Source organism: Acidovorax sp. LjRoot117 (genome assembly GCF_964252695.1).
In the GTDB taxonomy this organism is placed as follows: domain Bacteria; phylum Pseudomonadota; class Gammaproteobacteria; order Burkholderiales; family Burkholderiaceae_C; genus Acidovorax.
The window spans coordinates 549,974-573,875 of record NZ_CAXUPO020000003.1 but is presented as its reverse complement, the minus strand read 5'-3'; the positions used below and the strand labels follow the sequence as shown (position 1 = coordinate 573,875).

Here is a 23,902-nt window from a genome sequence, read left to right as displayed (position 1 = left end):
CTGTTCATTCCCCGAAATAGGCCGCTGTGACCTGTGCATTGCTGACGGCAGCGCTTGCGCCCTGCAGCGTGACCTGGCCCTTGAGAAGGCACGCCATCTGGTCGGACACGGCGCACGCACGGGCCACGTCCTGCTCGACCAGCACGATGGACAGCCCCTCGCCGCGGATGCGGGCAAAGGTGCGGTAGATGTCCTCGACGACCAGCGGCGCGAGCCCGAGCGAGAGCTCGTCGCACAGCAGCAGGCGCGGATTGCACAGCAGCGCCCTGCCGATGGCCACCATCTGCTGCTGGCCGCCCGACAGCTGGGTGGCGTTGCGCTGCCGCAGGTCCTTGAGCACCGGAAAGGTGTCGTACACGGCATCCAGGGTCCATCGCCCCGGGCGGCGGGTGAGGGTGCCCATCTGCAGGTTCTCGTGCACCGACAGCGACGGGAACAGCATCCGGCCTTCCGGCACCATGGCGATGCCGATGCGCGCCAGCGCTTCGGCGCTGTGGTGCGTCACGTCGGCGTTGTCGAAGCGGATGCTGCCCCCGCGGGCGGCATGCAGGCCCGTGATGGCGCGCAGCAAGGTGGTCTTGCCTGCGCCGTTGGCGCCGATGAGCGCCAGCACCTGGCCTTCCTCCAGCGATAGGGTGATGCCCGACAGCGCCTGGAAGTCGCCGTAGAACACGTCGGCCGCGTCGATCTCAAGCAGCGGCATTGGCGGGCACTCCCATGTAGATCTCGCGCACGATGGCGCTGTCCATGACCGCGCCGGGGCGGTCCTCCAGCAGCTTGCGGCCGAAGTGCAGCACCATGATGCGGTCTGCCACGGCCCGCAGGGCCTGGGCGATGTGCTCGATCCAGATCACGGCATAGCTTTCCTTGAGCTGGTTGACCAGGTCCACCATCTGGTGCACCTCGCGCTCGGTCAGGCCGCCGGCCACCTCGTCCAGCAGCAGCAGCCTGGGCTGTGCCGCCACGGCCTTGGCCATCTCCAGCCGCTTGCGGTCCAGCAGCGGCAGGGCCCCTGCGGTTTTGGCCGCTGCAGACGCCAGGCCGCAGCGCTGCAGGGCCGCATGGGCGGCGTGCGCCGCCGCATCGCCGCGCAGCCCCGCCGCGAACGTGGCGGCGGCCAGCACGTTCTGGAACACGGTGAGGTTGCCGAACGGCTGCGGCACCTGAAAGGCCCGCGCCACGCCCAGGCGCGCGCGCCGGTGCGCAGGCAGGCCGGACAGCGCGTGGCCGTCAAGCACGATGTGGCCGGCGTCCGCCCCCACGGTGCCGGTGAGCAGATGGAACAGGGAGCTCTTGCCGGCGCCGTTCGGGCCGATCACCCCCAGGCATTGGCCGACCGAGAGATCGATATCGATCGCATCGGCCACCACGACCCGGCCGTAGGCCTTGCACAGGCCTCTGACTTGCAGTGTCACGGAGATGTCCCTTCAGGAGATTTGCGAGAGCAGTTCCAGCCGCCCGCCCAGGGGCACGGCAGGGGCGAGCGCGTTGTTCACCACCACCAGCTCGTACGGGTGCTTGGCGCCTGCCGCCGTGCGGCGCCACTGGCCGCCGGCGAGCGCGGTCCTGGCCACGCTCTTGATGGGGCTGCCCTTGAAGTCCACCGTGCCCACCAGCGTGTCCAGCGTGGTGTTCTGGATGGCGTCGCGCACGGCCTTGCGGTCGAACGGGTTGCCCGCCGTCTTGAGGGCGTGCAGGCCCACCTCCCACAGGGCGTGGGCGTAGCCCAGCGGCTGCGTCCACTGGTTGCCGGTGTCCTTCTCCCACTCGGCGGCGAAGTCCGCGGCGCTCTGGCCGGTGAGCGAGGACTTGTACGGAAAGCTCGGCGACCACCAGACCTCGGTGGACATGCCGTTGCCCGCCGCACCCAGGGCCTTGAGCGCGCTGGGGAACAGGAAGGCCCCCGCCACGGTGCAGGCCTGCGGCTTGAAGCCCTGCTGCTGCGCCTGCTTCCAGAACGTGGCGAAGTGGCTCTCGTACATGAAGCCCGAGACGATGTTCGCATCGGCTTTCTTGAAGCCCGCGATCTGGTTGCTGAAGTCGTCCGTCGCGACCTTGAAGAAGCCCCCGTTCGACTCGCGGTACCCGGTCTTGCTCAGCACCGGCGGCATGCCCATCAGCGGGTCGGCGAAGGCCGCGCCTGGCGGGTTGTCGATGTACAGCGTGCCCACGGTGCGGTTGGTCTTGGCGCTGTCCCACAGCGACACGAAGGTCTTGACCACATCGTCGGCGCCCCAGAAGAAGTGGAACGAGAACGGAAACCCCTTGCTGACCTTGCCGTTGCGGGCAAACAGGAAGGCCTGCCAGGGCGACATGGTGCTGACCATGGGGATGCCGTGCACGTCGCACAGTTGCCCGGCAGGGGTGGACGCATCGCCGTCCTGCACCAGCATCAGGTCGACCTTTTCGCGCAGCACGAGCTCGCTGGCCACCTGCACCGACCGGTTGGCATCGGACTGGTTGTCGCGCAGCAGGATCTCCACGGGCACCTGCTGGCCGCCGATGTCGATGCCGTTCTTGAGGCGCTCGCGCAGCTTGGCTAGGTGCCACTGGTCGGCCACGCCGAACGGCGCACGCGGGCCGGACAGGGCAGTGATGTAGCCGATGCGCAGGGTCCTGGGCTGCGCGAAGGCAAAGCCCGCCACGCTGCTGGCAGCCGTCAGCGCCAGAGAGTTCCGCAGGAACCGGCGGCGTGGTGCCTGGGGTAGCGCGGTTGCTGTGGGAGGTAGTGGCTTGGTCATGGGGAGACTCCAGAGTGAAGATGACGAGGTCAGGCGTGGGAAGCGACGGCAAGGGCGCCGGTGAATTTCTGCAGCGTGCGGGCGATGAGCCCGGGCTCCATCCCCTGGGTGATGAACACCAGGAGCGAGCGTCGGTCCGCGCCCGGCCAGGCAGGCAGCCGCCGGGGCGGGTGCACCAGGTGCTGCGCGGCATGCACCACCAGCGGCCGGTCCGGGTCATCGGCGGCCTGGATCAGGCCTTTGAAGCGCAGCATGTGGTCTCCCCGCATGGCAGCCATCAGTTCCAGCCAGTGCTGGAACACATCGGCCTGCAGCGGCTCGTCGAGGGCAAAGCACTCGGTGACGATGTCCGTGGCATGGGGCGGCGCAAATCGGTGCAGAACGGGCGAGAGCGGGGGCTCCTGGCGTGGCGCTCCGCGCAGCAGCCATCCGCGGCCGATGCCGGGCAGCCCGGGGCTGCTGCGCGGGCGTGCCAGGAACTGGTGTTCCAGGTCCTGCAGGTGCGCCGAATCCAGCTGGCCCTGCACCACCAGGTGCTGCGGTGCGCTGCCGTTGGTGCGGGCCAGGCATTGCTGCAGTGCCTGCAGCGCTGGCGCACCGGCCAGGTCGGTCTTGGTCAGCAGCAGGGTGTCTGCCATGGCGACCTGCCGGCGCGCCTCTTCATGGCGCTGCAGCGTGGCGGCACCGTTGCAGGCGTCCACCGTCACAGCCACCCCGGACACCCGAAACCGGCGCGCCAGGGCGTCGTGCGTGGCCAGCGTGTGCAGCAGCGGCAGGGGGTCCGCCAGCCCGGTGGTCTCTATCACCACGCGGGCGAATGCCAGCTCGCCGCGCTGCCGGCGGGCGTGCAGTTCGGTCAGGGTGTCGACGAGGTCTTCGCTCACCGTGCAGCACACGCAGCCGTTGGGCAGCACCTGAACGTCGGGGGCGACGTGCTGCACCAGCAGGTGGTCCAGGCCCATCTCGCCCAGTTCGTTGATGATGACGGCGGTGTCGCTCCATTCCGGGCGCTGCATGAGTTGCTGCAGCAGCGTGGTCTTGCCGCTGCCGAGAAAGCCGGTCAGCACCAGGACGCACAGGCGCGGGTCGTCTGTCATGCGGCCGCCCCGTGCACGCAGCGGCCCTCGAACCAGGTCTGCAGGGCGCGGGTCGCCCCCAGCTGGTGCGGCGGCGCCTCGAACAGGTGCGTGTCCAGCGCCACCAGGTCGGCGGACTTGCCCACTTCGAGCGAACCCGTGAGGTGGCCCAGCCCGATGGCCTGCGCCGCCTGCAGGGTGTAGGCGCTGAGGGCCTCTTCCACGGTGATCGCTTCTTCGGGGCACAAGGTGCCCGGCAGGCGCCCGGTGGGGTCGCTGCGCGTCACCATGCCCTGGATGGCGGGCCAGGGGCTGGGGTCGGGGACCACGGGCCAGTCCGACCCACCAGCCACCAGCGCGCCGGCATCGATCAGCGAGCGGATGGGCGCGACCCGGTCCACGCGGGGTTGGGGCACCGTGGTGCGGATGGCGTCGATGATCACGCTCGGAAACCACAGCGGCGGCGACAGGTCGGCCACCACGTCCAGCTCGGCAAAGCGCGGAATCTCGGCCGGGTCGATGAAGCTGGCGTGGGCGATCTGGTGGCGCAGGCCCGGGCCGTTGAAGCTGCGCAGCACATCGATCGCATCGAGCGCCGCGCGCGTGGACGCGTCGCCCGTGCAGTGGATCTTCACGCGGATGCCGCGCCGTTCACTGTCGGCCAGCACCTTGGCCAGCTGCGGCACGGTGAGGGTGGTGCCGCCGCGAAAGCAGCAGCCGTGCACCGCGTCGGGCAGATACGGCTCCAGCATGGCGGCGGTGCGCGAGGTGGGTACGCCGTCTAGGAAGATCTTGCCCGCGTCGGGCATGAAATGCCGGGTGCGAAACTGATCGCGCAGCGCCAGCAGCTCCTCACCCGCCTCGCCGGGGGCGAGCGGCGCGTCGGTCACCGGCACCGATCCCACCACCCAGGCGCTCAGCCGGCCCTGGTCTTCCAGGCCCTTGACGGCACGCAGCACGGCGCGGGTGGTCAGTGCCTCCTGCATGCCGGTGACGCCGCAGGCATTGAGGCGCCGCACCGCATGGGCGGCAGCTTCGATGTCCAGCTCTGGCGTGGCATCCATGGCCTTGGCCAGCGCAATCTCCACCAGGCTGCAGGCGGCCTCCAGCAGCAGGCCGGTGGCTTCGCCCGTGGCCGGATCGCGCACGATGCGGCCATTGGCGGGGTCTGCGGTACCGCGCGCGATGCCCGCTGCGGCCAGTGCGGCGGAGCTGACGAAGCGGTTGTGGTGGGAGTCGTCGCGCAGCATCACGGGGCGGCCACCCGCCGCTGCGTCCAGCCGCTCGCGGGCAGCGTGGTCGAGCTGGTCCATCAGCGACGACCCCCAGATGCCGCCCACGATCCATTCGCCAGGGGCCTTGCGGGACGCGGCCTCCCGCACCGCCGCCAGCACCTGGTCGAGGCTGAACACCGGCGGCACGAACATTTCATACAGCTCGGCCCGGCCGGCCCAGACGAAGTGGTTGTGCACATCCACCAGGCCGGGCACGACCATGGCGCCCGGCAGGTTCACGACCCGTGCGCCGGGCAGTGCCGCCTGGGCTTCCTGCAGGGTGCCGACGGCCACTATGCGGCCTTCCTGCACGGAAATTGCTTCGGCCCAGGGGCGATCGGCTGCCATCGTGCAAATGCGCGGGTGGCAAAGAATCAGGCTCGGCAGCGTGGGCGTGTCAGTGGTCATGGGCTGGTGTCTGTAGGTCGATGGGGTGAACAACGAGGGAATCCACCGTGGCGCGTCTGGGGGCAATCGGTACGCTCAGGGCCTGTGGTGGCTGCAGGCTGGCGTTGGCGCACTGCGTTGGGTGCGGACCTGCGACGCCGGCCATCGAATTCATTTCTTTTTTATGAGCCACAGTGCCTCTGCATACCTGAGCAAGCCCGACGAACTGTTGCTGGACCTGTACGCCAGTGCCGCGCAACCGGCGCGCTGGACCCAGTCGCTGGACAGGCTGTGCCTGTCCACTGGCGCGTGCTCGGCGGTGGTGCAGGCATTCCGCTTCGAGCAGGGGCGCGCGTGCATCCTGTGGTCGGCCCGCGATTCGCGGACCCTGGCCGGGCTGGCCAGGGAGCCCCACGGGCTGGCCGATGGCGACAACCCGCGGCTGAATCTGCACCGGGCGCTGCGCGGGCTGGACCGCGTGGCCGGCGATGAAGTGCTGTTCGACCCCGGGGACGAAGCGCGGCCCCAGCTCGAGCAGCGCCTGGCCATGCTGGGCCTGGGCCGTTTCATCGGCACGTTGCAGGATGTCGGCCGTGGTGTGTACCTGGGCCTGGCGCTGCACCGGTCGGTGCAGGACTCGGGAGATTTCAGCGAGCAGCACGCCCACCGGCTGGCCGATCTGGCGCCGCATTTCGGCCAGGCGTTCCTGCTCACCGAGCAGCTCAACGCGTCGGTGCAGCGTGATGACCGCCTGCGCGAGTTGATGGATGCGCTGCGCTTTGGCATCGTGCTGAGCGACGACGAGGGCCGTGTGCAGTGGGCCAACCGCCAGGCCCTGGCCTTGCTCGGGCCCGAGGCGGCCCTCACGCTGCGCGGCGAATCCCTGCAGGGCCGCAGCACGGTGGAGACGCGCCGGCTGCTGGATCAGCTTGCCAAGGTGCAGAGCGCACCCGGGCAGGAAGTCGGCTACATCCGAATGGGGCAGGGCGCGCAGTCGCTGCACGTGGCCGTGCAGGCCGCGGGCGAACCCGGGGCGCTGATGCTGGTCATCTCGGCCGCCGACCAGACGCTGGACCTGCCGCCCGGCGCGCTGGAAAACCTCTTCGGCCTGACGCCGACCGAGGCCCGCCTGCTCGCGGCCCTGGCGACCGGCAGCTCCGTGGAGGACTATGCCGTGCAGCGCGGCGTGTCGGTGGGCACGGCAAGGGTGCAGCTCAAGCAGATACAGGCCAAGACCGGCCAGCATCGCCAGTCCGACCTGGTGCGCCTGGTGCTGTCGTCTGCGGCTGCGCATCTGTCGGGGCCGGACAGGTGGAGGGTTCGCTGAGCTCAGAACGTCCAGGCCGCACGCACGGCGAACTGGGTGCCCTGCGAGCGGTTGCGGGCGCCGAACTCCTTGTAGACATGCGCCCAGACCAGGGGCCAGTCGGAGCCCAGCTCGAAGAAGCTGATGCTGGGGCCGAGCGCCACCACGCGTGAGCGGTTCCCGTCCTGGAAGCGCACGCCATTGACCTTGTCGTCGGTGAGCTGCCTGTACAGGTAGCCGCCCATACCGAACGTCCACGGGCCCACGTGCTGGCCCACGGCGAAGTCATGCTGGTACTCCATACCCGAGCGGTACTGCGTGTCCTTGTTCTTGCCGTGCACATTGACCTGGATGTTGGACGACACCTCGAACCCGCCGGGCGTGATGTAGGTGAACGCGAACGTGGGTGACGCCGTCCAGTGGTTGGTGCCTGCGTTGATGATGCGGGTGCGGTCGTACGAGCCGGTGGGCAGCTGCAGCTCCACGCGGGCGTTCATGAACACGCCGGGGGAGGGCGTCCACTTCACGATCACCGGTGCCACCTGCACGTCGCCAATGGCCCGGTTCTCGCCGCTGAGCGCCAGCGGGCCCACCGGCGTGGGCACATTCAGGCGGTTTTGCATGTCCAGGTACGGGACGACGGCCGAGAATCCGTAGGTGCCGCCGAGCAAGGGCGTGTCCGTCATCTTCACCACGGCTGCACCGACGCTGGTCGCCCGGATCTTGATGCCCACGGGCGAAGCATTGCCGTTCGTGTCCTTCAGGCGCGTCGCGCTGTACTGCGCGGCGCGCACCCCCACGGTCGCCACGTCCGATGGTGGGGGCAGCATGCCGGCGCCGAAATCGAACACCCCGATGGGGGTGATCGGGGCGCCGTTCTCGACGGCTTGCGCTGCGCAGGCCAGGCCCAGGATGCCGGCCGTCACCAGGTAATTGCGCGGGCTGATGGATGAAATTTGCATGGAATGCGTCTCGTGGAGGGAGGGTGGGTGGAAGAAAGCGTCTGTCTGTGCCAGAAGGTTAGGCAGGGGGCAGGGCGGCGGCACCTACCAAACGGGATATGCCGCGGTAGGGGTTTCTTCGGGGCCCTGCATGCCGGGCGCTCGCCGATATTTCAGGCCCGCACCGTGGTGGCCCCGCGGGGCATGCAAGGAGGGTCGTTGGTGAGAAATACGCAGGACGAAAACGGCCCCGTGCCGCCAGGCGAAGCCGGCATGCGCCTGGGGCAGCACCGCGCCGATACCGCGGATGTGCAGGAGCACGCGAGCTCGTTGCCGCAGTGGGCGCTGCAGTACGAGCAGCTCTCGCAAGGCGTTTTCCAGGGACGGGTGGAGCACATCGCGCTGCCCGGCGCGTACATGGTCCGCGAGACCATGAACCGGTCCGTGCGCCAGCGGGGCGAGATCGGGCGGCACATGTATGGATTCGCGATGGTGCTGGAGCCCGATGGCCAGGCCATCTGCAACGGCCAGCGCTTCGGCGCGGGCGCGCTGCTGGTGGGCAGGGGCGATGACCTGGATCTGTGCAACAGCGGCGCGTCGCAGATCGGCGCCTTCTCGGTGGACTGCGATGTGGTCGAGGAACTCTCGCAGCGGATCTTTGACCGCCCCGTGGCCCCGTGGCTCGATCAACAACTGGCGGTCGCCGTGGACCCGGCCGTCGCGCAGTCACTGCGTGCGCAACTCCAGCAGGCCTTTGCCGTGGCGCGTGCTGAAGATCAGCCCGCCGCGGGAACGCCCCAGGGGATGGCGCGGATGCGCGACGAGACGCTGCTGGCGTTTCTGGACTCGCTGCCGCTGCGGGCAGATACCTCGCACCTGAAATCCATCGCCTTGCGCCGGCGCATCGTGCACCGGGCGCGGGAGATGATCATGCAGCGCCCGGACGACCCGCCTTCGCTTCCCGACATCTGCCGCCACGTGGGCGCGAGCCTGCGCAAGCTCAACTATTGCTTTCAGGACATCGTGGGCATGAGCCCTGCGCGCTATCTGCGCGTGCTGCGGCTCAATGCCGTGCGCAGCCAGCTGCGGGCGGGCCACCGCCAGTGCGGCGGCGTTCACGATGCTGCGGCGCGCTGGGGGTTTTGGCACCTGGGGCTGTTCGCCGCGGACTACCGTCGCCAGTTCGGAGAGCTGCCGTCCAGGACGCTGGCCCTGCGACAGGCCGCAGGCACGGCTGGAGGCTGAACGCTCCTGCCGCCGTTTTCGGGTATTCACGCGGCAATGTCGCTGCACAAAGACTGCAAGATGTAACGCAATCCGGCCGCACTTGCGGTGGTTGGCGACCGATAGGGATCCTTTGCGTGCTCTTGGTGCGCTTTAAAACTTGCAAGTCCGCCAGGTTTTGGCACCATTTCGCCCATCCACCTTCGTCGCATGCCCGCGTGGGGACCCGCGCGACCATGGCAACACCCCACTTGGAGGAAGCGTAGTGAAGTGCCCCCCTGTTCTGGAGTCAGAAGCCGCACGTCTTCAGGCGCTTTCCGATTACGGGCTTCACAGCGACCGCCCCTTGCCGAGCCTCGATTCCGTGGTGCAGATCGCCGCCAGGGTGTTCGGCATGCCGGTGGCCGCCGTGAACCTCGTGGGCGACGACCATGTGTTCTTTGCCGCCAGCACGGGTTTCGAGGGGCAGCGGGTGGACATGCGGCGAGACGTGTCGTTTTGCGCGCATGCCATCGCCAAGAACGAGGTGCTGGTCGTGCCGGATGCGACCCGCGATGCGCGCTTCTACGACAACCCGCTGGTCACCGGCTTTTCGGGCGTCCGGTTTTACGCCGGCGTGCCGCTGTACTCGCCGGCTGGGTTGCCGCTCGGTGCGCTGTGCGTGCTCGACAGCGTGCCGCATTTCGATTTCTCGGACGATGACCGCGCGCGTCTTTCGGACCTGGCCCAGATGGCCTGCGACCGCCTCGAACTGCGCAGGCTGGAGCACTCCACGGAGCGGGCGCGCCAGCCCTTCGGCGCAGATGCCCGCACCTCGCCCACGGCGGTGGTGTGGTTTGACGAGGGCCTGCGGATCATGGCCTGGAACAGGGCCGCCGCGGCCATCTTCGGGTACACGGCGGCAGACGGCCCGGGCCGGATGGTGCCAAGCTTCCTGGCGGAGCGCCACCGCGACGCCGTGGCGCAGCTCGTGGCCCAGGCTGCCGCCGCCGGGACGGCCGATGGCTTGGTGGTGCCCGACGGCTTGCGCGGCGTGCGCCAGGACGGCTCGGAGTTTCCTCTGGGGCTGGCGCTTTTTTGTTGGACCGACCAGGGCAAGCTCACCTTCCATGCGCATCTGCACGACCTGTCGGACAGCCACGGGCATTCTGCCGAGCTTCGCAGGCTGGCCACCACCGACCTGCTCACAGCACTGGCCAACCGCGCGAGCCTGTATCGGCGCATGGAAGAAGCGATGGCCGGGCCTGCGGGGGCCTGCCTGCTGATCATCGATATCGATGGCTTCAAGGAGGTGAACGACGCGCTGGGGCCTGCGGTGGGCGATGCCGTCCTGCGCGAGGCCGCCCGCCGGCTGGTCGAGTGCGCCCCTTCCCTGGCCACGGTGGCGCGCACCGGTGGGGATGAATTTGCGGTGCTCATCCCCGGGTGCACCAGCCGCGCGGAGTCGACCGCGGTCGCCCGAAACATGGTCGAGAGCCTGGCCGACCCGGTCAGTGTGAACGGGCAGGAGATTCTCATCACGGCGGGCTGCGGCCTGGCCACGTCGCCCCACGACGCGCACGAGGCGCTGGAGCTGTTCAGCAATGCGGACCTCGCGCTGTTCAAAGCCAAGAGCCACGGGCGCGGACAGGTGTTCGCGTACGTGGCGGACCTGCGCATGGAGGCCGCGGCCCGCAGGCTCTACAGCATCGAGCTGCACCGCGCCGTCAGCGAAGGCGAGTTCGTGTTGTTCTACCAGCCGCAGATCAGGCTGAGCGACGGTGCGCTGCGCGGCGCGGAGGCGCTGATCCGTTGGCAACATCCGCAGCGGGGCCTGTTGTCGCCAGCGGCCTTTCTGCCCGCGCTCGAGAGCGGCCCGCTGGCCGCGGTGGTGGGCTTCTGGGTGCTGGACGAGGCGTGCGCGCAAGCGGCACGCTGGCGCCGCGGCGGTGCCAGCGACTTTCGCATGGGGGTGAACCTGTTCAGCGCCCAGTTCAGGGTGAACGACATGGTGGCGGAGGTGGCCGCTGCGCTGCAAAGACATGGTGTGCCGCCGCAGGCCCTGGAGCTAGAGATCACCGAGAACATCGTGCTGGACGATGACGACCTGGTGCTGGGGGTGCTGCACCAGCTTCGCGACATGGGGGTGGGCATTGCGTTCGACGACTTCGGCACCGGTTACGCATCGCTGAGCCTGCTCAAGAAGTACCCGCTGAGCCGCCTGAAGATCGACCGGTCATTCGTGCAGAACACGCCGGAGTCTGCGCGTGACACTGCCGTGGTGCGCGCCGTCCAGGACATGGCCCGCAGCTTCAACCTGGAGACGGTGGCAGAAGGCATCGAGACCGCTGCGCAGCGCGACTATCTGCAACGCATCGGCTGTGAGGAGGGGCAGGGCTACCTGTTCAGCCGACCGGTGTCTGCCTACGAGTTTTCCGAGGCGTTCCATCTGCATACCCCGCAAGTGATGGCGCAAAGGGCGTGAAAGCCGGCGCGGTGAGTTCCGGTCTGGCGCAGGCATGGGGCCAGTACCGCCTGGCTGCAATGGCCCATCTTCACCGCAGAAGAAAACAAAAAGCCCAACAGCCCGCATATGCGGAGTGTTGGGCTTCTGGGCTGTGGTCCTCAGTGCCGTGCAGCTGCGCAGCTGCTCTTCTTGACGCTCATCTTCAAGCCGCGGCGAGGTGTTCGTCCATCAGTTCCTGCTTGCGGGCCTCGACCTCGTCGCGCATCGCCACCAGGTCCAGCTTCTTGGCCGCGCGGGCTTTCGGGAACATCTCGTTGCGCTCTTCCTTCACATGGTGGTCGATGTATTCGCCCAGCACCTTCACCTTGGCGTTGAACTCTTCGTCCGCGGTCTCGGCCGCTTCGATCTGGGCAATCAAGTCCTTGGCGGTCTGGTGCTCCACTTCCGCTTCGGCGATTAGGTCGGTTTCCTTGATGGCATTGCGCACTGCGGGGTAGAAGATTTCTTCTTCCACCTGGGCATGTACCGTCAGCTCCATGCAAATCTGGCGCGCGAGGTCCAGGCGCGACTGGGTGGCGCTGCGCGCCTTGGATTCGGTCAGTGCATCGAAATCCTTGAACATCTTCTTGACGGCCTTGTGGTCGGCATCAAGCAGATCGCACACGTCTTTCTGGCGTTGGCTGGTAGGCATGGGGAAAACTCCTGTGGGGTTGATATGGATATGCAACACCCATGTTCAGGATGCGGCGCAGGCGCTTTTGTAGGCGCACACCCTTGCTTTCCGTCATCACCCCGGATGCGCACCGCTGCAGGCGCGCCTGCATGGCAGGCGATGCCGGTCGCCGCCTTGCGATCTACGCTTCAGTTGTCGCGCCATCTGCCGATAACCCTCAGATAACAGCGGAGGAGAAGCATCGAAGATGAGCACTGTAGGCCTTGCCACTCCCTCTGCGGCCGTGCCCGTGCCTGTGCGCAGCTCCATGGGCGCGTCGTCGGTGTCGGTGGCGTCCCCGTCGCGTGCCGCCGGCGGGCCCGATGCCTCCGCCCGGTCCGTGCCCGTCACGTCGTACACGCCGGGCAGCGCAACGGCTGCCTACACCGCCAGCACGGCGGGGGGCGATCAGCGCTTCCTGCATGTCACGCAGATGCCGGGCAGCCTGGAGACGGCGCAAGCCACCTATGAAGCACTCCTGAACGTGCAGACCCGCGGCGGTCAGATGCAGGTCTGGGAACAGGCGCCCGATGATGCGCTGGCCGAGATCATGAGCCGCAACGCCAGTGGAACGACGCAGCAGGGGCGGCTGGCGGGTGTGGGGAGCGCATTGCTGGAACAGGTGGCCAGCATGGGGGCAGGGTACCGCCAGACCATCATGAACATCGGTGCGGCCTACTCGCCCGGCCAGATCCAGCGCAAGGCCGCCGATGCGCTGTGGGCCTTCCAAAGCAGGCCCAGCGCCAGTGCGGAGCTGTCCATCGAGACCGCCTCGGGCGCGAAAGTGCGTTTGTCCATCACGGACCAGAAGGAATACAGCCCCACCGGGTCCGGGATGTCGGTCTCCATCGAAGTGGACGGTGAACTCACCGCGCAGGAGCGCGATGCGCTCAAGGCCCTGGCGGCAGGGTTCGACGCAGCCGTGCAGGGCCTGGCAGGCGACGAGCCGCGGCTCGACCTGGAAAAACTGCTCCAGTTCGACAGCAAGGCGCTCGGGCGCGTGGAGCTCAAGTTCGAGCGCTACGGCTTCGACAACGAAGGCAAGCGGGTGCTGGAACTGGGCGCCGACCTGCGGCTCGATGCCAGCCGCCGCGAGGTCGAGATCAAGACGCGCGAAGGCGTGGTGGCGATGAACACCGACCTCCGGCAGCCTGCGCAGTGGGGCAGTGCTGCCCAGAAGGACAGGGCGGTGGCGCAGTACCTGGGCCGCATCGATCAGGCCGCAGAGCGTGGCCGGGCCAACCCTGGCCTGGTGGAGCTGTTCAAGTCCACCTTCTCTGCCATGCACGCGAGCTACCCCAGCGAGGGCCGTGACAGCAGCCGCCTGGGCATCAGTCCGGGCGCGCTGCCGCTGCGCAGCGATGCGCAAGCGTTCAGTGCCGAGGACCAGAGCCTCATGACGGGGTTGGCAGACTTTCATGCCAGCATCGCGGCCACCACGCGCGCCACCAACCCGCGGCGCACGCAGGAGCGGGATCAGTTTCAGTACACGCTGAACCAGTCCACCGACATTGCCGGAACCTCGCGCGGCACCCGCGCCGTCACACAGACGCAAACGTCCAAGCTCTCGGCCGCATACCACCAGTCGCTGTTGAGCTCGGCCGCGCCCAAGTTCGACTCCACCGCCGCGTCGCAGAACTACTACTACAACACGGTGGAGGACAGCAGCACGACCGAGATGCGGCTGGCCTATGACGATGACGAGCCCACGCGGGCCACGCTGACCCACCAGGCATCGCAATCGCTGCACAGCCTCAAGGTCGAAAACAACCAGGTGGTGGGCAGCCAGACCACGCCAGGCCAGCAGTCGAGCTACAAGGACCTGCTGCCCCTGATCAAGGAGCTGAAGCGCCAGCAGCGCGACCAGGAAGCGTCCGAACGCGATCGGCAGGACACGCTCGACGCCTTGCACACCCTGGTGCTGCAGGTCTCCGGCGCCTGACGGGCCCAGGCGAGCGGCACTGCAGCGCGGCAGGTCAGCCGCGGCCGACGAAAGGCATCTTGGTGGCCATCACCGTGTGGAACAGCACGTTCGCTTCGAGCGGCAGGTTGGCCATGTACAGCACGGACTGGGCGACGATGTCCACATCCATCAGTGGCTCCACCGCGATGTCGCCGTTGGCCTGCGGAACGCCCTTGGCCATGCGCGACGCCAGGTCCGTCATGGCGTTGCCGATATCGATCTGGCCCACCGCGATGTTGTACTGGCGACCGTCGAGCGACGCTGTCTTGGTCAGGCCCATGACGGCGTGCTTGGTGGAGGTGTAGGCGGCCGAGTTGGGCCGGGGCGTGTGGGCAGAGATCGATCCGTTGTTGATGACCCTGCCCCCCTGCGGGGCCTGGTCGCGCATGACGCGAAAGGCCTGCTGCAGGCAATAGAACATGCCGTTCAGGTTCACGTCCACCACATCGCGCCACTGCTGTGGCGTCCAGTCGAGAAACGACCCCGGCGGGTTGCCGCGTCCGGCGTTGTTGAACAGCAGATCCACGCGGCCGAATCGGGCCACCGTTTGCGCAAAGAGCCGCTCCACGGCCGCAGGGTCGGCGACATCGGTGGGCACGCACAGCATCCGCTCGTCCGCGCCGGACAGAGCCTGGGCCTGTGCCGCCACCTCATCGAGCAACGCGCTGCGCCGCCCGGCAAGGACCACGCTGTACCCATCGCTCGCCAGGGCGAGCGCCACGGCCTTGCCGACTCCGGAACCTGCGCCCGTGACGACGGCGACTCTCTGCTGCTTCATGTGGAATGCTCCTTGATGGCTTGCTCGGCGGACCCCGGGATGTGCAGGGCGGGCCGGCGGATGGTGAGCCGTCATTGTGCGTGATCGGGTCTCGCCTTGAGCGGCGGCACGGGTTTGCCATCTGCAGGGCACGCACTCCCGCAGGATGCACCTGCGCGCGCTGCGCAGGCGCGGCGGGCTGGTGTTGGCGATGAAGTGCCGGTGCTTGGGCGGTGGCTCCACCGCCGCGGCCCGACTCATTCGATCTTGATGCCGGCGGTCTTCACGATCTGGCCGTACCGCACGTACTCTGCGGTCACCTGGCGCTGGAACTGCTGCTGCGGGTAGCCCGTGGCGTCGATACCCTGGGCGGCCAATTCAGCGCGCGCCGCGGGGGTCTGCACGATGCGCCCCACGTCCGCGGCAATGGTGTCCAGCACCGGCTGCGGTGTGTTGGCAGGCGCAAAAAGGCCAAACCAGGTGCCTGAGCCGTAGCCCGCATAGGTCTCCGCAATGGCGGGCACGTCCGGCAGCAGGGCGTTGCGCTTGTCGCCGGTGGTGCCCAGTGGCGTCAGCCTGCCGCTGCGGATGTGCGGCAGTGCGGGGCCCAGGGCGATGAACATCACTTCGACCTGGCCGGCAATCACGTCCTGCAGGCCCATGGGGCCGCCGCGGTAGGGGATGTGCGTGGCGAAGAAGCCGGCCTGCTGCTTGAGCATCTCCATGCTGAACTGCAGGGCGCTGCCGTTGCCGGCCGAGGCGTAGCTGTAGCGGCCCGGCTGGGCTTTGGCGGCGCGCACGAAGTCGCCCAGGCTGCGAAACCCCGTCTTGGGGTGGGCCACCAGCACGAAGTCCACATGGCCGAGCGAGACCACCGGAACCAGGTCGCGCTGCGCGTTGTAGGGCAGGTTGCTCTGCAGGTTGGGCAGGATGGTGATGGGGCCGTCACCACCCACCAGCAGGGTGTGGCCGTCCGCCGGTGCCTTGGCCAGCGCATCGGCCGCCACGATGCCGCCGGCGGCGCCGCGGTTGTCCACCACCACCGCGTGCTTCCATTGCTCGGACAGGCGCTGGGACAGGTAGCGCGCCAGCACGTCGGGCGCACTGCCGGGCGAGTTGTGCACGGTGACGCGCACCGTCTTGGTGGGGAAGGGCGTGGCGGGCGCTGGCTGCGCCAGCGCGGCACAGCTTGCCCACGCGGCGAGCCACAGCACGACGAGGGATTTGAAGGGGGCTGCGGCGGCGTGCATGTTGATGGCGGTCGTGGACAGGAGCGGTGGAGGCGCGATTGTCTGGCCCTGCTGCTCTCAGGAGAACGACCGTTTTGTCACATGCTTAGCTGCAAAGCGCCATATGGGCGGCGCGCCGCCTACCCTGGCCGCGCAAAGAAAAAACCGCCCGAGGCCGAAGCCTGGGGCGGTTGTGCCGAAGCGGCGGGGCCTGCTTACTTGGCCGCCTTGCGCTTGGCGGCCTTGGGATCGACGGCGGCCTTGAACTTGGCACCAGCGACGAACTTGGGCACGGTAGTGGCAGGGATCTTCAGGGCGGCGCCCGTGGAGGGGTTCTTGCCTGTGCGGGCGGCCCGCTTGGCGGACTTGAAGGTGCCAAAGCCCACCAGCTGGACGGTGTCGCCCTTCTTGACGGCCGTCTGGACGGTCTCGATCAGCGTCTCCAGCACGGCGTTGGCCGCAACCTTGGACAGATCATTCTTGGAAGCCAGGATATCAACGAGTTCTGCGCGGTTCATGGATGCTTTCACACAAAGATGGATGAGGTGCGCTATTTATAGCGCAAGCGCTGCCCGCCGGGCGCACTTGTTCTGCGCATATGCAAAGTCGGCGACGCTGGAGGTCTATTTTTTCACAACGCCTGCATCCGGCCAAGGGTCAGGCGGCGGCATCAGGCGGCGGCGTCAGGTGGCCGCGTCAGGCAGCGGCGCCCGGATGTCCGACAGAAACTGCCGCGCGCGCGGGTGCTGCGGGCTGTCGAAGAACGCCTGGGGGCTGGCGCGCTCCAGCACGCGCCCCGCGTCCATGAACCAGATGCGGTCGGCCACCTCGCGCGCAAAGCCCATTTCGTGCGTGACGCACACCATGGTCATGCCGTCTCGCGCCAGGTCGCGCATCACCGACAGCACCTCGCCCACCATCTCGGGGTCGAGCGCGCTCGTGGGCTCGTCGAACAGCATGATGCGGGGCTCCATGGTGAGCGCGCGGGCAATGGCCACCCGCTGCTGCTGGCCGCCCGACAGCTCGGCGGCGTGGGCGTGGGCCTTGTGCGCCAGGCCCACGCGGTCCAGCAGGGCCAGCGCGCGCTGGCGGGCCTGGTCGGGCAACCCCTTGCGAAGATGCAGCGGTGCCAGCGTGCAGTTGTCCAGCGCCGTCAGGTGCGGAAACAGGTTGAACTGCTGAAAGACGAAGCCGATGCCTGCGCGCAGCACGTTCAGGTTCAGCTTGGGGGCGTGGATGTCCTGCCCGTTGACGGTGATGCGGCCTTTGTCGACGGGCTCCAGCCGGTTGATGGTGCGGATCAGCGTGGACTTGCCCGAGCCCGACGGCCCGCACACGACCACGACCTCGCCGGCGGCGACGGTCTCGGTGATGTCTGCAAGCGCGTGGTAGTCGCCATACCACTTGTTGACGTTGTCGAAGGTGATCATGGTGCGGCCCCCGCAGCGGGGGCGTGGAGAGGCATTGGGCGCGCAGCGCGCTGCGCAAGCCGTTGCTCCAGCCAGACCGCGAAGCGCGTCAGGCCGAAACACAGCACGAAATAAGTGAACCCCAGCACCAGGTAGACCTGCGTGGGCAGCGTGAACACGAGCGTGTTGATCTGCGAGGCGATGAACGACACCTCGGCCAGGCCGATGATGTAGCCCAGCGACGTGGCCTTGATGGTGGAGACGAACTGGTTGACCAGAGACGGCAGCATGTTGCGCAGTGCCTGGGGCAGCACCACCAGGCGCATGGACGCCAGGTACGGCAGGCCCAGGGAGCGCGCGCATTCCATCTGCCCCCGGGGCAGGCCGCGGATGCCGGCGCGCACGATCTCCGCCAGGTAGGCGGCGTCGAACACCACCAGCGCGATCAGCATGGTGGTGAACTGGCCGGTCTTGTGCCCGGTGATGCTGGGCAGGAAGAAGTAGGCCCAGAAGATCACCATCAACAGCGGCGTGCCGCGCACCACGAACACCAGCGCGCTCACGGGCCATCGCAGCCAGGCCCAGGGGCTGACCCGGGCCAGGCCGAGCAGCAGGCCTGCGGGGATGGCCAGCAGCAGGGCGCACGACGCCAGGAGCAGCGTCAGCGCCAGGCCGCCCAGCGGCCCGTCGGGGTACTGGCCGATGAGGAAGAAGAGCCAGTAGGCATCGAGCATCTCGAGAAAACTCATGGTGGCGTGCCTCCTGTCATGCCGCGCGTGGCGGGTACCGGTGCTGGTACCACGCCGCCAAGGCGGTGATGGCCAGCGAGACGCCGAGGTAGCTGACCGTGGCGAACGTGAACGCTTCGAAGCTCTTGAAGGTCGCGCTCTCCACCTTGGCGGCCTGGTACATGAGCTCGGCTGTGCCGATCACGGTGGCGATGCTGGTGTCCTTCCACAGGTTGAGGGTTTGCGACACCAGCGGCGGCACGCTGGTGCGCACGGCCTGCGGCAGCACCACGAGCCGCATGGCCGCGACGAACCCCAGGCCCAGTGCGCGTGCTGCTTCCAGCTGCACCGTGGGCACGGACCGGACGCCGCTGCGGATGTCCTCGGCCATGAAGGCCCCGGCATACAGGCTCAGCGACACCACGGCCGCGATGGCCTCGATGTTGTGCTGGTAGAGCCATTCCCTGGCCGATTCTGGAAGGAGTTCGGGCGCACCGAAGTACCAGAACAGCATGTGGGCGAGCAGCGGGATGTTGCGCTGCGACTCCACGAACAGAAAGCCGGTCCAGCGCAAGGGTGCCAGCGGCGCCAGGCGCAGCACGGCCACCAGCAGGCCCAGCAGCAGTGCCAGGGGCAGCGTGACGGCCAGCAGGGTCAGCGACAGGCGCAGGCCTGCCCAGAGCATGGCGTGGTAGGGGCCTGCCAGCAGCAGCGAAAAGTCGAAAGTGGGCATACAACAAAAAGCGGCGGCCTGCCTCTGTGTGAAAAGGCAGGCCGTCCTTCGGGGCCTTCAGCGATCAGCGATCAGGGGACCAGCGTGAAGCGCTCAGCCGTCCACCTTGTCCGATTCGAAGCGGAACGTGCGCTTGGCGAACTTGAGCTTGCTCTGGGCGCCCCACCACTTTTCGTACAGCTTCTCGGCGTCGCCCGAGGCTTCAAGGCTGCGCAGCGTGTCGTCGATGGCCTTCTTCAGCGCGGTTTCACCCTTGCGGATGCCCAGGGCCAGCGGCTCGACGTTCAGGTTCTGCGGAAGGATCAGGTAGTCGCCGCCCTTGGCGCCCAGCTTGGCCACGTCGTTGTACAGCGACGACTCGTCGTTGACGTAGGCAATGCCCTTGCCCTGCTGCAGCGCCTGGAAGGCCTGCTGGGTGTTCTCGAAGGTCACGACCTCGGCAGTCGGCACGGCGCGCAGCAGGTTGGGCTCCTGCGTGCCGCCCTTCACGGTCAGCACCTTCTTGCCGGCCAGGTCAGCCACGTTCTGGATGCCGCTGCTCTTCTTGACCAGCACCTTGGAGCCGGTGACGAAATGGGTCAGGCCGAAGTCGATCTGCGCCTCGCGTTCCTTGTTGTGCGTGAGGGATGCGGCCAGCACGTCCACATGGCCCTGCTGCAGCTCGGGGATGCGCGCTGCCACGGCCAACTGCTTGAACACGGGTTTGACGCCCAGCTTCTTGGCCACCGCGGTGGCGATGTCGATCTCGTAGCCGATGAAGCCGCGGGTCTTGGGGTCCACGAAGCTGTTGGGCTCGTCGGTGCCCAGAACGCCGAAGACGATCTCACCCTTCTTCTTGATGTCGTCCAGTTGGTCGGCCTTGGCGGTGATGCCCACAAGCGCCAGCGCCGTGGCCGCAATGAAACCAGTGAGGGATGAAAATTTCAGTCGCATGGTGATTGATTGATGAAGTATTTCTGGTGGATGAGGCGCTGGTCTATAGATGCCCTTGCACATCGGCAAGGCGCAGGGCCAGCGGGAGCCGCGACGATAGGCGGGCGCCCCCACGCGGCCAACGAAGGAAAGCGCATATCCAAATCAGTTCATTGACCAGCACGACGCGACAGGGCTGCGCTACCGTGCGAGCGTGCTTGCCCGCTGCAACTCCGCAGGCAGATGATTCCTTTGGATGTTTATTTCATAAACAAGCAACTAATCATTCGTTCCGTGTAGAACGAAGCATCCCTACAGTCGGCAGCTCCCATGCACCAGCCCCTGCGAACCGAGCGCGAGAGCCCCCAATGACTGCCACTGCCACCCGTTCTCCTGCCCCCGTACAGAACTTCGAGATACGGCCCTTCGATGCGCCCGTGGGGGCTGAAGTCGTGGGCCTCGATATCTCGCGGCCCCTCAGCGACAACGAATTCGCGCGCATCCACCAGGCGCACCTGGACCACCACGTTCTGGTGTTCCGCGACCAGCAGGTGTCGCCTGCAGCCCATGTGGATTTCAGCCGACGTTTCGGCCCGCTGGAGATCCACGTGCTGCACCAGTTCCAGTTGAAGGGGCACCCGGAGATCCTCATCGTCTCCAACATCAAGGACAACGGCGAGCCGATCGGCTTAGGGGATGCTGGCGTGTACTGGCACTCCGACATCTCGTACAAGCCGCATCCCAGCCTGGGGTCCTTGCTGCACGCGCAGGAGCTGCCCAGCGAGGGCGGCGACACCTTGTTTGCCGACCAGCACCTGGCCTGGGAGGCCCTGAGCCCCGAACTGCAGCAGCGCATCCTGCCGCTCAAGGCCGAGCACAGTTACCTCGCCAAATACGAAGACCTGCGCGCCAAGAACCCCTGGCGCCCGAAGCTCTCACAGGCGCAGATCGACCAAGTCTCGCCCGCCGTGCAGCCCGTGGTGCGCACGCATCCCGAGACCGGCCACAAGGCGCTGTTCGTGAGCGAGCACTTCACCACGCGCATCGTCGGCCTGCCGCAGGCAGAGAGCGATGCGCTGCTGGCCGAACTGTTCGCGCACAGCGTCAAGCCCGAGTTCATCTACCGCCACCACTGGCAGCCGCACGACCTCGTCTTCTGGGACAACCGCTCGCTGATGCACCTGGCCGCCGGCACGCCTGACCACCTGCGCCGCAAGCTCTACCGCACCACGATCCAGGGCGATGCACCGTTCTGACCTCCATCCTCCAGAGAGAAACACAAAACCATGAACAACTTCACACGCAAAGCCGCTGCCATCGCCACCGGCCTGGGCCTTGCCTTCGGCAGCCTTGCCGCCCATGCAGAGGGCCAGATCCGCATTGCCCAGCAGTTCGGCATCGTCTACCTGCTGCTCAACGTGGCGCAAGAGCAAAAGCTGATCGAAAAACACGCCAAGGCCGCCGGTGTGGATGCCAAGGTGGAATGGGTGCAGCTCTCGGGCGGCTCCGCCGTCAACGATGCGCTGCTGTCGGGCAACATCGAGATTGCCGGCGCCGGCGTGGGGCCGCTGCTCACCATCTGGGACCGCACCAAGGGCCGGCAAGACGTGAAGGGCGTGGCGTCGCTGGGCAACTTCCCGTACTACCTGGTCACCAACAACCCGAACGTGAAGACCATTGCGGACTTCACCGACAAGGACCGCATCGCACTGCCGGCCGTGGGCGTGTCGGTACAGTCGCGCGTGCTGCAGCTGGCATCGGCCAAGCTCTGGGGCGACAAGGAATTCAACAAGCTCGACAAGATCAGCGTGGCCGTGCCGCACCCCGACGCAGCCGCAGCCATCATCAAGGGCGGCACCGAGATTTCGGCGCACTTCGGCAACCCGCCGTTCCAAGAGCAGGAGCTGGCGGGCAACCCGCAGGCGCGCATCGTGCTCAAGTCCTATGACGTGCTGGGCGGCCCCTCGTCGGCCACCGTGCTATACGCCACCGACAAATTCCGCACCGAGAACCCCAAGACCTACAAGGCCTTCATCGATGCGCTGAACGAGGCCTCGCAGTTCGTCACCGCCAACCCGGAGAAGGCGGCCGACATCTACCTCAAGGTCAGCAACGCCAAGACCGACCGCGACCTGCTGCTCAAGATCATCAAGAACCCCGAAGTCCAGTTCAAGATCACGCCGCAGAACACCTACGCGCTCGCCGAGTTCATGCACCGCGTTGGCGCCATCAAGAACAAGCCTGCCTCTGCCAAGGACTATTTCTTTGCAGACGCGCACAACGCGGCGGGGAACTGACCATGCCCGTGCTGGCGCCTGACCTTGCGCTGCGGCAGGGCTTTCTGGCTGAAGCCGCAGTGGATGCACCGCACGCCGCGCCGGCGCCAGCCGCCGCACCGCATGCGGCCACCGGTGCGCTCCTGCAGGTCGATGGCGTCAGCCTGGAATACCGCACCACCGAACGCGTGGTGCGCGCCACGCACCAAGTCAGCTTCGACGTGCATGCGGCCGACCGTTTCGTGCTGCTCGGCCCCTCGGGCTGCGGCAAGTCCACGCTGCTCAAGGCGGTGGGAGGCTTCATCGCACCCATCGAAGGCGAGATCCGGCTGGGTGGGCAGCGGGTGAGCGCGCCCGGGCCGGACCGCATCGTGGTGTTCCAGGAGTTCGACCAGCTGCCGCCCTGGAAGACCGTGAAGCAGAACGTGATGTTCCCGCTGCTCGCGTCGCGCACGGTGGGCAAGAAAGAAGCCGCCGAGCGGGCCCTGCACTACCTGGCCAAGGTAGGGCTAGAAAAGTTTGCCGATGTGCACCCGCACCAGCTGTCGGGCGGCATGAAGCAGCGCGTGGCCATTGCCCGGGCGCTGGCGATGCAGCCCCGCATTTTGCTGATGGACGAGCCCTTCGCCGCGCTGGACGCGCTCACGCGCCGCAAGATGCAGGAAGAGCTGCTCGCGCTGTGGGACGAGGTGCGTTTCACGCTGCTGTTCGTCACGCATTCGATCGAAGAAGCGCTGGTGGTCGGCAATCGCATCGCGCTGCTGTCGCCACACCCCGGCCGCATGCGCGCCGAGATCAACAGCCACGAATTTCACCTGGGCAGCCTCGGCGGTGCCGCCTTCCAGGCCACGGCGCAGCGCATTCACCACCTGCTGTTCGAAGAAGAAACAACCCAAGAAGGGCACGCGCAGCCATGAGCCCACTTTTGCACCCGCCTGTGCGGCCCGAGTACGAGCGCACCCTGGAGCCGTTTCGCGATGTGCCGGTGGAGCGCGCCCTGCCATGGTCAGACCGCATCTGGGGCCAGGAGTGGCTGCGCAAGGCGGTCATCCTGGCGGTGCTGGCCGCCGTGTGGGAAGTCGCCGCGCGCTGGCAGAACAACGACCTGCTGCTGCCCACGTTCAGCGCCACGATGAAGGCGCTGGTCGAAGGCCTCTGGAGCGGCGAGCTGATCGAGAAAGTGCGCCTGTCGCTGTTCGTGCTGGTGCAGGGCTATGTGGCGGGCGTGGTGCTGGCGTTCGCGCTCACAACCCTAGCGGTGTCCACCCGGCTGGGCCGCGACCTGCTGGGCACGCTCACGTCCATGTTCAACCCCTTGCCCGCCATTGCGCTGTTGCCGTTGGCGCTGCTGTGGTTTGGCCTGGGGCGGGGCAGCCTGGTGTTCGTGCTGATCCATTCGGTGCTGTGGCCGCTGGCGCTCAATACCTATGCGGGCTTTCAAGGCGTGCCCGAGACCCTGCGCATGGCCGGCCGCAACTACGGCCTGCGCGGCATTCCGTATGTGCTGCAGATCCTCATACCCGCTGCGCTGCCGGCCATCCTGTCGGGACTGAAGATCGGCTGGGCCTTTGCCTGGCGCACGCTGATCGCGGCCGAGCTGGTGTTCGGCGCATCGTCGGGCAAGGGGGGGCTGGGTTGGTACATCTTCCAGAACCGCAACGAGCTCTACACCGACCGCGTGTTCGCTGGTCTGGTCATGGTGGTGCTCATCGGGCTGCTGGTCGAGAGCCTGGGCTTTGCCACGCTGGAGCGGCTGACCGTGCGCAAGTGGGGGCAGCAACGCTGAGC

At 67.4% G+C, this 23,902-nt stretch carries 22 protein-coding genes; 8 read left to right on the top strand and 14 right to left on the bottom strand.

Annotated elements, in window-relative coordinates; all coding sequences use genetic code 11:
• Positions 1-4 precede the first annotated feature (4 nt).
• From ACSQ3D_RS12330 to ACSQ3D_RS12310, 5 genes are read right to left on the bottom strand one after another with little or no spacing between them, the layout of a single operon-like run.
• Complete coding sequence (locus ACSQ3D_RS12330; protein ID WP_056417344.1) at positions 5-703, bottom strand: ABC transporter ATP-binding protein; 699 nt, start codon at positions 701-703, stop codon at positions 5-7.
• Positions 690-1,415: an ABC transporter ATP-binding protein gene (locus ACSQ3D_RS12325; protein WP_436127084.1), complete on the bottom strand. Its 726-nt coding sequence runs from the start codon at positions 1,413-1,415 to the stop codon at positions 690-692. Before ACSQ3D_RS12325 ends, ACSQ3D_RS12330 begins: the two co-directional genes overlap by 14 nt.
• A gap of 12 nt (positions 1,416-1,427) precedes the next feature.
• Complete coding sequence (locus tag ACSQ3D_RS12320) at positions 1,428-2,741, bottom strand: ABC transporter substrate-binding protein (protein WP_436127083.1); 1,314 nt, start codon at positions 2,739-2,741, stop codon at positions 1,428-1,430.
• A 29-nt stretch (positions 2,742-2,770) separates the two neighbouring features.
• Complete coding sequence (locus ACSQ3D_RS12315) at positions 2,771-3,838, bottom strand: CobW family GTP-binding protein (RefSeq protein ID WP_436127082.1); 1,068 nt, start codon at positions 3,836-3,838, stop codon at positions 2,771-2,773.
• Positions 3,835-5,499 (bottom strand): amidohydrolase, encoded by a 1,665-nt coding sequence (locus ACSQ3D_RS12310; protein WP_436127081.1) that lies wholly within the window; start codon positions 5,497-5,499, stop codon positions 3,835-3,837. The genes ACSQ3D_RS12315 and ACSQ3D_RS12310 overlap by 4 nt, the downstream gene beginning before the upstream one ends.
• A 163-nt stretch (positions 5,500-5,662) precedes the next feature.
• Between ACSQ3D_RS12310 and ACSQ3D_RS12305 the strand changes: the two genes are divergently transcribed.
• Positions 5,663-6,805: a helix-turn-helix transcriptional regulator gene (locus ACSQ3D_RS12305; protein WP_056417359.1), complete on the top strand. Its 1,143-nt coding sequence runs from the start codon at positions 5,663-5,665 to the stop codon at positions 6,803-6,805.
• A gap of 2 nt (positions 6,806-6,807) precedes the next feature.
• On the opposite strand, the gene ACSQ3D_RS12300 is transcribed toward ACSQ3D_RS12305, so the two are convergent.
• Complete coding sequence (locus ACSQ3D_RS12300; RefSeq protein ID WP_436127080.1) at positions 6,808-7,746, bottom strand: SphA family protein; 939 nt, start codon at positions 7,744-7,746, stop codon at positions 6,808-6,810.
• A gap of 201 nt (positions 7,747-7,947) precedes the next feature.
• On the opposite strand from ACSQ3D_RS12300, the gene ACSQ3D_RS12295 reads away from it, so the two are divergent.
• A complete protein-coding gene (locus ACSQ3D_RS12295) occupies positions 7,948-8,970 on the top strand; it encodes a helix-turn-helix domain-containing protein (RefSeq protein ID WP_436127079.1) in 1,023 nt (340 codons plus the stop codon).
• Between the two features lie 325 nt (positions 8,971-9,295).
• Positions 9,296-11,413 carry a putative bifunctional diguanylate cyclase/phosphodiesterase gene (locus ACSQ3D_RS12290; RefSeq protein WP_436127078.1) on the top strand — a complete coding sequence of 706 codons (2,118 nt, stop codon included), beginning with the start codon at positions 9,296-9,298 and terminating at the stop codon, positions 11,411-11,413.
• A 184-nt stretch (positions 11,414-11,597) separates the two neighbouring features.
• Here ACSQ3D_RS12290 and ACSQ3D_RS12285 read toward each other — a convergent pair whose 3' ends face one another.
• Entirely contained in the window at positions 11,598-12,086 is a 489-nt protein-coding gene (locus ACSQ3D_RS12285; RefSeq protein WP_436127077.1) for a hemerythrin domain-containing protein, read from the bottom strand.
• A 229-nt stretch (positions 12,087-12,315) separates the two neighbouring features.
• On the opposite strand from ACSQ3D_RS12285, the gene ACSQ3D_RS12280 reads away from it, so the two are divergent.
• Positions 12,316-14,049, top strand: a complete 1,734-nt coding sequence (locus ACSQ3D_RS12280; RefSeq protein WP_436127076.1) for a hypothetical protein — start codon at positions 12,316-12,318, stop codon at positions 14,047-14,049.
• A gap of 34 nt (positions 14,050-14,083) precedes the next feature.
• On the opposite strand, the gene ACSQ3D_RS12275 is transcribed toward ACSQ3D_RS12280, so the two are convergent.
• The 7 genes from ACSQ3D_RS12275 to ACSQ3D_RS12245 all read right to left on the bottom strand — a co-directional run bounded on the left by ACSQ3D_RS12275 (position 14,084) and on the right by ACSQ3D_RS12245 (position 19,859).
• Positions 14,084-14,848 carry an SDR family oxidoreductase gene (locus tag ACSQ3D_RS12275; protein ID WP_056417377.1) on the bottom strand — a complete coding sequence of 255 codons (765 nt, stop codon included), beginning with the start codon at positions 14,846-14,848 and terminating at the stop codon, positions 14,084-14,086.
• A gap of 236 nt (positions 14,849-15,084) precedes the next feature.
• Positions 15,085-16,077 (bottom strand): Bug family tripartite tricarboxylate transporter substrate binding protein, encoded by a 993-nt coding sequence (locus ACSQ3D_RS12270; RefSeq protein ID WP_056417379.1) that lies wholly within the window; start codon positions 16,075-16,077, stop codon positions 15,085-15,087.
• A 194-nt stretch (positions 16,078-16,271) separates the two neighbouring features.
• Positions 16,272-16,586 carry an HU family DNA-binding protein gene (locus ACSQ3D_RS12265; protein ID WP_369817143.1) on the bottom strand — a complete coding sequence of 105 codons (315 nt, stop codon included), beginning with the start codon at positions 16,584-16,586 and terminating at the stop codon, positions 16,272-16,274.
• Positions 16,587-16,739: 153 nt separating this feature from the next.
• Positions 16,740-17,486, bottom strand: a complete 747-nt coding sequence (locus ACSQ3D_RS12260; protein ID WP_436127075.1) for an amino acid ABC transporter ATP-binding protein — start codon at positions 17,484-17,486, stop codon at positions 16,740-16,742.
• On the bottom strand, positions 17,483-18,214 hold the full coding sequence (locus ACSQ3D_RS12255; protein ID WP_436127074.1) for an amino acid ABC transporter permease: 732 nt from the start codon (positions 18,212-18,214) through the stop codon (positions 17,483-17,485). Before ACSQ3D_RS12255 ends, ACSQ3D_RS12260 begins: the two co-directional genes overlap by 4 nt.
• 16 nt (positions 18,215-18,230) lie before the next feature.
• A complete protein-coding gene (locus tag ACSQ3D_RS12250; RefSeq protein WP_436127073.1) occupies positions 18,231-18,926 on the bottom strand; it encodes an amino acid ABC transporter permease in 696 nt (231 codons plus the stop codon).
• A 93-nt stretch (positions 18,927-19,019) separates the two neighbouring features.
• Entirely contained in the window at positions 19,020-19,859 is an 840-nt protein-coding gene (locus tag ACSQ3D_RS12245; protein WP_436127072.1) for an ABC transporter substrate-binding protein, read from the bottom strand.
• Between the two features lie 347 nt (positions 19,860-20,206).
• Here ACSQ3D_RS12245 and ACSQ3D_RS12240 point away from each other — a divergent pair, with 347 nt between their 5' ends.
• The 4 genes from ACSQ3D_RS12240 to ACSQ3D_RS12225 are packed head-to-tail and all read left to right on the top strand — an operon-like array spanning position 20,207 to position 23,900.
• Entirely contained in the window at positions 20,207-21,094 is an 888-nt protein-coding gene (locus ACSQ3D_RS12240; RefSeq protein ID WP_436127071.1) for a TauD/TfdA dioxygenase family protein, read from the top strand.
• A 30-nt stretch (positions 21,095-21,124) separates the two neighbouring features.
• A complete protein-coding gene (locus ACSQ3D_RS12235; protein WP_436127070.1) occupies positions 21,125-22,135 on the top strand; it encodes an ABC transporter substrate-binding protein in 1,011 nt (336 codons plus the stop codon).
• A gap of 2 nt (positions 22,136-22,137) precedes the next feature.
• The gene (locus ACSQ3D_RS12230; protein WP_436127069.1) at positions 22,138-23,031 is read left to right on the top strand and encodes an ABC transporter ATP-binding protein; all 894 of its coding nucleotides are present in this window, start codon (positions 22,138-22,140) and stop codon (positions 23,029-23,031) included.
• On the top strand, positions 23,028-23,900 hold the full coding sequence (locus ACSQ3D_RS12225) for an ABC transporter permease (protein WP_436127068.1): 873 nt from the start codon (positions 23,028-23,030) through the stop codon (positions 23,898-23,900). Before ACSQ3D_RS12230 ends, ACSQ3D_RS12225 begins: the two co-directional genes overlap by 4 nt.
• Positions 23,901-23,902: the final 2 nt, after the last annotated feature.